The following is a 5,471-nucleotide window of genomic DNA, read 5'->3' as shown; positions in this document are numbered from 1 at the left end:
GCGGCGCTCGGCGGCGTGATCGCCGGCACCGACGGCCGCCGCAACAATACCGGCGCAGGCGTTGCGATCGGCGGAGTGCTCGGTGCCGTCGTCGGCGGCGCGGCCGGATCGGGCGGCTGCTACTAAACAGCAGTGCTGAAACCAAATGCGCGGGGTCCCGGAACAACCGGGTCCCCGCGCACTTTTTTCGGGCATATTTGACCAACGGCTCTTATATGAGCGCCGAAGGGCGCTCGTTGCGCCGGGGAGACGGGTTTTGTTCAAGGGCCTCCAGCCCATTCTCTATGGCGGGCGCGAAGTCTGGCCGCTGATCGAAGGCGGCAAAGGCGTCAGCGCGACCAACCATGCGAGTTCGGGCGCCTGGGCGGCCGCGGGAGGCATCGGCACGGTCAGCGCGGTCAACGCCGACAGCTACGATGCCGAAGGGCGGATCGTCCCCCAGGTCTACGAAGCGCTGACCCGCCGCGACCGGCACGAAGAGCTGATCAAATATGCGATCGACGGCGCGGTCGCGCAGGTCCAGCGCGCCTACGAAATCGCCAGCGGCAAGGGCGCGATCAACATCAACGTGCTGTGGGAAATGGGCGGCGCGCAGCGCGTGCTGCACGGCGTCCTGGAACGCACCAAGGGCCTGGTCACAGGGGTCACCTGCGGCGCCGGGATGCCCTACAAGCTCTCTGAGATCGCTGCTTCCTACGGCGTCAATTACCTGCCGATCATCAGCTCCGCGCGCGCGTTCAGCGCTTTGTGGAAGCGCGCCTATCACAAGGCGGCCGAGTGGCTTGCCGCGGTGGTCTATGAAGACCCGTGGCTCGCCGGCGGGCACAATGGCCTCTCCAACGCGGAAGACCCGCGCAAGCCGCAGGACCCCTATCCGCGTGTAGCGGCGTTGCGCGCGACGATGCGCGAGCAGGGCATCGCCGACAGCGTCCCCATCGTGATGGCCGGCGGCGTGTGGCGCCTCGACGAGTGGGAAAACTGGATCGACAATCCGGAGCTCGGTCAGATCGTCTTCCAGTTCGGAACCCGGCCGCTGCTAACCCAGGAAAGCCCGATCCCTCCGGAATGGAAGGCGCGGCTGATGACGCTTGAGGAAGGCGACATCCTTCTCCACCGCTTCTCCCCGACCGGCTTCTATTCCTCGGCGGTGCGCAACCCGTTCCTCCGCAACCTCGAAGCGCGCAGCGAGCGCCAGATCGCCTACACCAAGGAGCCGATCGGCGATCACCATTTCGAGCTCGATGTCGGCATCGGCACCAAGAAGAATTACTGGGTCACCAAGGGCGACCTGATCCACGCGCGCGAATGGTATGCGCGCGGCTTCACCAATGCGATGAAGACGCCCGACGACACGCTGATCTTCGTGACGCCGGAGGAAGAGAAGCACATCCGCAAGGACCAGGCAGAATGCATGGGCTGCCTGTCGCAGTGCGCCTTCTCGTCGTGGGCGGACAATGAGAAGAATTCCACCGGCCGCCTCGCCGACCCGCGGAGCTTCTGCATCCAGAAGACCCTGCAGGACATCGCCCACGGCGGACCCGTCGACCAGAACTTGATGTTCGCAGGGCACTCCGCGTTCCGGTTCAAGAGCGACCCATTCTACTCGAACGGCTTTGTCCCGACGGTGAAGCAGCTGGTCGATCGGATTCTCACGGGGGCCTGATGTCAAAGCTCGTCATCCCCGCGAAGGCGGGGACCCGGCGTTCTTCTTTTTTGTTGCGCTGGGTTCCCGCTTTCGCGGGGATGACCATGATGATGGTGGCTACGCCGACCCTCGCGCAGGAAAAGCAGCCGCCGTACTGGGCATCGATCGCGTCCGGCCAGGCGATGACCCACACTGGACCGGGCCGCAAATATCCCAACGTCTGGCTGTACCAGCGGCGCGACCTGCCGGTGCGGGTGATCAAAAAGTACGAGACGTGGCGGCTGATCCGCGACCCCGACGGCGCGGAAGGGTGGATGCTGGTGACTTTGCTCAGCGATCGCCGCTCCGCGATCGTCAGGCCCGGCGACCCGCGCCCGATCCGCGCCGATCCGGACGGCAGCGCAAAAATCCGCTACATGGCCGAACAGGGCGTCGTCGGCCGAATCGATCACTGCAAGGGCGACGGCTGGTGCCGGATCGAGATCGGCACGAAGGAAGGCTATATCCGCACGTCCGACCTGTGGGGCGTCGCGGGGAATGAGGTGGTGGACTGAGCTATCCCGGGGAATCGGGGGGCACGGTGAGGGGGAAACGCATGAAACTTGCACTGGCAATCGCAACCGGCGTCCTCGCCATGACCGGCAGCGCAAAGGCCCAACCCCGCCCCGCCGTCGAGCATCTCGGCAGACCCGCGCTCAACGGGCAGCCGCTGCCCTTCTCCGATGCCGTCCGCGTCGGCGATGTCCTCTATCTGTCGGGCCAGCTCGGCATCGGCGCCGACGGCAAGCTGCCCGAAGGCATCGAGGCGCAAACCAAGCAGACGCTCGACAATATCGGTGCGGTCCTGAAGCGCGCCGGCCTGAGCCACGCCGACGTCTTCCACTGCACGGCGTTCCTCGCTGACATGAAGGACTGGCCGGCGTTCAACAAAGCCTATGTGCCCTATTTCCCCGCCGGCAAGATGCCCGCGCGGAGCGCATTCGGCGCGAACGGTCTGGCGCTGGGAGCCCTGCTCGAGCTTGAGTGCCAGGCGTACGCTGGAAAATAGCTAGACCAACTCCACAGCGACCGCCGTCGCCTCGCCGCCGCCGATGCAGAGGCTCGCGACGCCGCGCTTGCCGCCCTTCTGCTTCAGCGCGTTGATCAGCGTGACGATGATGCGGGTGCCGCTGGCGCCGATCGGGTGGCCGAGCGCGGTTGCGCCGCCGTGGACGTTGATCTTCTCGTGCGGGATTCCAAGGTCCTTCATCGCGAACATGGCGACGCAGGCGAAGGCCTCGTTGACCTCCCACAGGTCGACCTCGCTGGCCTTCCAGCCGGCCTTCTGGAGCACCTTTTCGATCGCGCCGATGGGGGCGACGGTGAACTGCGCCGGCTCCTGCGCGTGCGCGGCGGTGGCGACGATGCGTGCGACCGGCTGAAGGCCTTTCTCCTCCGCCACGGACTCGCGGGTCAGAACGACCGCGGCCGCGCCGTCGGAGATGGACGACGACGTCGCGGCGGTGATCGTGCCTTCCTTGGCGAAGGCGGGCTTCAGCTGCGGGATCTTGTCGGGGCGGCCGCGGCCCGGCGCTTCGTCGGTGTCGACGACCGTGTCGCCCTTGCGCGACTTGATGGTGACCGGCACGACCTCGTCCTTGAACCCGCCATTGTCGATCGCGTCCTTGGCGCGGCGCAGGCTCTCTATCGCATAATCGTCCATCTGTTCGCGAGTGAGCTGATATTCGTCGGCGGTGCACTGGGCGAAGCTGCCCATGGCGCGGCCTTCCTCATAGGCGTCCTCGAGCCCGTCGAGGAACATATGGTCGTAGGCGGTGTCGTGGCCGATGCGCGCGCCCGACCGGTGCTTCTTGAGCAGGTAGGGGGCGTTGGTCATCGACTCCATCCCGCCGGCGACGATCACGTCGGCATTGCCGGTGCGCAGGGCCTCGTCGCCCATGATCACCGTCTGCATGCCCGAACCGCAGACCTTGTTGACGGTGGTCGCCTGCACCGATTTGGGAAGACCGGCCTTGATCGCGGCCTGCCGCGCCGGAGCCTGACCCAAGCCGGCGGGAAGCACGCAGCCCATGTAGATTCGGTCGATGTCCTCGCCCGCCACACCGGCGCGCTCGACGGCGGCCTTGACCGCCGTCGCGCCGAGATCGGTCGCGGATGCATCGGCGAGCGCGCCTTGCATCGACCCCATCGGGGTCCGCGCGATGGAAAGGATGACGGTCGGATCGGATGCGATGGTGGCCATTGGGTGCTCCAGAGTCGGATTGTTGCAGCGCACATAAGAGCCCGCGCTCGCTTGTTCAAACGCTTGGGCCTCTGCTAGCGGCGGGTCGGACAGGAGATGCGGCATGTCCGACACCGGACTCGATTTTCAGCTCGGCGAAATGGCGGACACGATCCGCGAGACGACCGAGCGCTTCGCCCGCGACAGGATCGCGCCGATCGCCGCCGAGATCGACGAGAGCGACGAGTTCCCGCGCCAGCTGTGGCCGCAGATGGGCGAACTCGGGCTTCACGGGATCACGGTCGAGGAGGAATATGGCGGGCTCGGCCTCGGCTATCTCGAACATGTCGTCGCGCAAGAGGAGGTCGCGCGGGCGTCGGCTTCCGTCGGGCTCAGCTACGGCGCCCACTCGAACCTGTGCGTCAACCAGATCCGCCGCTGGGGAAACGACGAGCAGAAACGCAACTACCTCCCCAGGCTGATCAGCGGCGAGCATGTCGGCGCGCTCGCGATGAGCGAGGCGGGAGCGGGCAGCGACGTGGTCGGGATGAAGCTCAAAGCGGAAAAGAGCGGCAACGGCTATCGGCTGAACGGCACTAAATTCTGGATCACCAACGGCGGCTATGCCGACACCCTGGTCGTCTACGCGCGCACCGGCGAGGGCAGCCGCGGCATCACGGCCTTCCTGATCGAAAAGGGCATGGACGGCTTCTCGATCGGCCAGAAGATGGACAAGCTCGGCATGCGCGGCTCGCCGACCAACGAGCTGGTGTTCGACGATTGCTTCGTCCCGCCCGAGAACATCCTCGGCGAGGAGAACAAGGGCGTCGAGGTGCTGATGAGCGGCCTCGACTATGAGCGCACGGTGCTGGCCGGCATCCAGATCGGGATCATGCAGGCCTGCCTCGACACGGTCCTGCCATACGTCCGCGAACGCAAGCAGTTCGGAAAGCCGATCGGGAGCTTCCAGCTGATGCAGGCCAAGGTTGCGGACATGTACGTCGCGCTCAATTCGTCGCGGGCTTACGTCTATAATGTCGCGAGGGCGTGCGACGCGGGCAAGACGACGCGCTTCGATGCGGCCGGCGCGATCCTGCTGGCGAGCGAGAACGCGGTGAAGGTCGCGAACGAGGCGGTGCAGGCGCTCGGCGGCGCCGGGTACACCAAGGACTGGCCGGTCGAGCGCTACTACCGCGACGCCAAGCTGCTCGACATCGGCGCCGGCACCAACGAAATCCGGCGGATGCTCATCGGCCGCGAGGTGATCGGGCTTTAGGGAAGCAGCAACGCGGCTCCCCACGCGATCAGCGCGACGCCTGCGAAGCGGCCGATCCACCGGCCGTGCGGCGCCAGCTTCTCAACCGTGACGAGCGCGGTCAGCGCGACGATCCACAACAGGTTCATCACGCCGCCGACGAACAGCAGCGCCATCAGCATCCAGCAGCAGCCGACGCAGTCGGCGCCGTGCAGCACGCCCAGCCGCCTGTGAGCCCATCCACAAGCAACGTCGGCTGCCCGACCCCCGCCGGGACGCCCTGGCCGGCCTTCCCGCAAACCCCGACGCCTTCGTCGAGAGCGAGATCGTTGCCGATGCCCTTGACCCGG

Annotated in this window: 6 protein-coding genes; 4 read left to right on the top strand and 2 right to left on the bottom strand. The window is 66.4% G+C overall.

Features of this window, described 5'->3' with window-relative positions; translation table 11 throughout:
• The first annotated feature begins 256 nt into the window (after nucleotides 1–256).
• The 3 genes from GH737_RS12540 to GH737_RS12530 all read left to right on the top strand — a co-directional run bounded on the left by GH737_RS12540 (nucleotide 257) and on the right by GH737_RS12530 (nucleotide 2,693).
• Complete coding sequence (locus GH737_RS12540; protein WP_155265144.1) at nucleotides 257–1,663, top strand: NAD(P)H-dependent flavin oxidoreductase; 1,407 nt, start codon at nucleotides 257–259, stop codon at nucleotides 1,661–1,663.
• Nucleotides 1,664–1,743: 80 nt separating this feature from the next.
• A complete protein-coding gene (locus GH737_RS12535) occupies nucleotides 1,744–2,199 on the top strand; it encodes an SH3 domain-containing protein (RefSeq protein ID WP_196233158.1) in 456 nt (151 codons plus the stop codon).
• A gap of 41 nt (nucleotides 2,200–2,240) precedes the next feature.
• Nucleotides 2,241–2,693 (top strand): RidA family protein, encoded by a 453-nt coding sequence (locus GH737_RS12530; protein WP_155265142.1) that lies wholly within the window; start codon nucleotides 2,241–2,243, stop codon nucleotides 2,691–2,693.
• Here the strand turns inward: GH737_RS12530 and GH737_RS12525 are convergent, their stop codons facing one another.
• Nucleotides 2,694–3,887 (bottom strand): acetyl-CoA C-acyltransferase, encoded by a 1,194-nt coding sequence (locus GH737_RS12525; protein WP_155265141.1) that lies wholly within the window; start codon nucleotides 3,885–3,887, stop codon nucleotides 2,694–2,696. It lies immediately after the preceding gene.
• Nucleotides 3,888–3,990: 103 nt separating this feature from the next.
• On the opposite strand from GH737_RS12525, the gene GH737_RS12520 reads away from it, so the two are divergent.
• Complete coding sequence (locus tag GH737_RS12520; protein ID WP_155265140.1) at nucleotides 3,991–5,142, top strand: isovaleryl-CoA dehydrogenase; 1,152 nt, start codon at nucleotides 3,991–3,993, stop codon at nucleotides 5,140–5,142.
• On the opposite strand, the gene GH737_RS15850 is transcribed toward GH737_RS12520, so the two are convergent.
• The gene (locus tag GH737_RS15850) at nucleotides 5,139–5,339 is read right to left on the bottom strand and encodes a copper chaperone (protein WP_230558798.1); all 201 of its coding nucleotides are present in this window, start codon (nucleotides 5,337–5,339) and stop codon (nucleotides 5,139–5,141) included. The two genes, GH737_RS12520 and GH737_RS15850, sit on opposite strands and share 4 nt — an antisense overlap.
• Between the last annotated feature and the right edge of the window lie 132 nt (nucleotides 5,340–5,471).

This window comes from Sphingomonas segetis (assembly GCF_009720245.1).
Classification (GTDB): domain Bacteria; phylum Pseudomonadota; class Alphaproteobacteria; order Sphingomonadales; family Sphingomonadaceae; genus Sphingomicrobium; species Sphingomicrobium segetis.
This window is presented reverse-complemented; position numbering and strand designations above follow the sequence as displayed.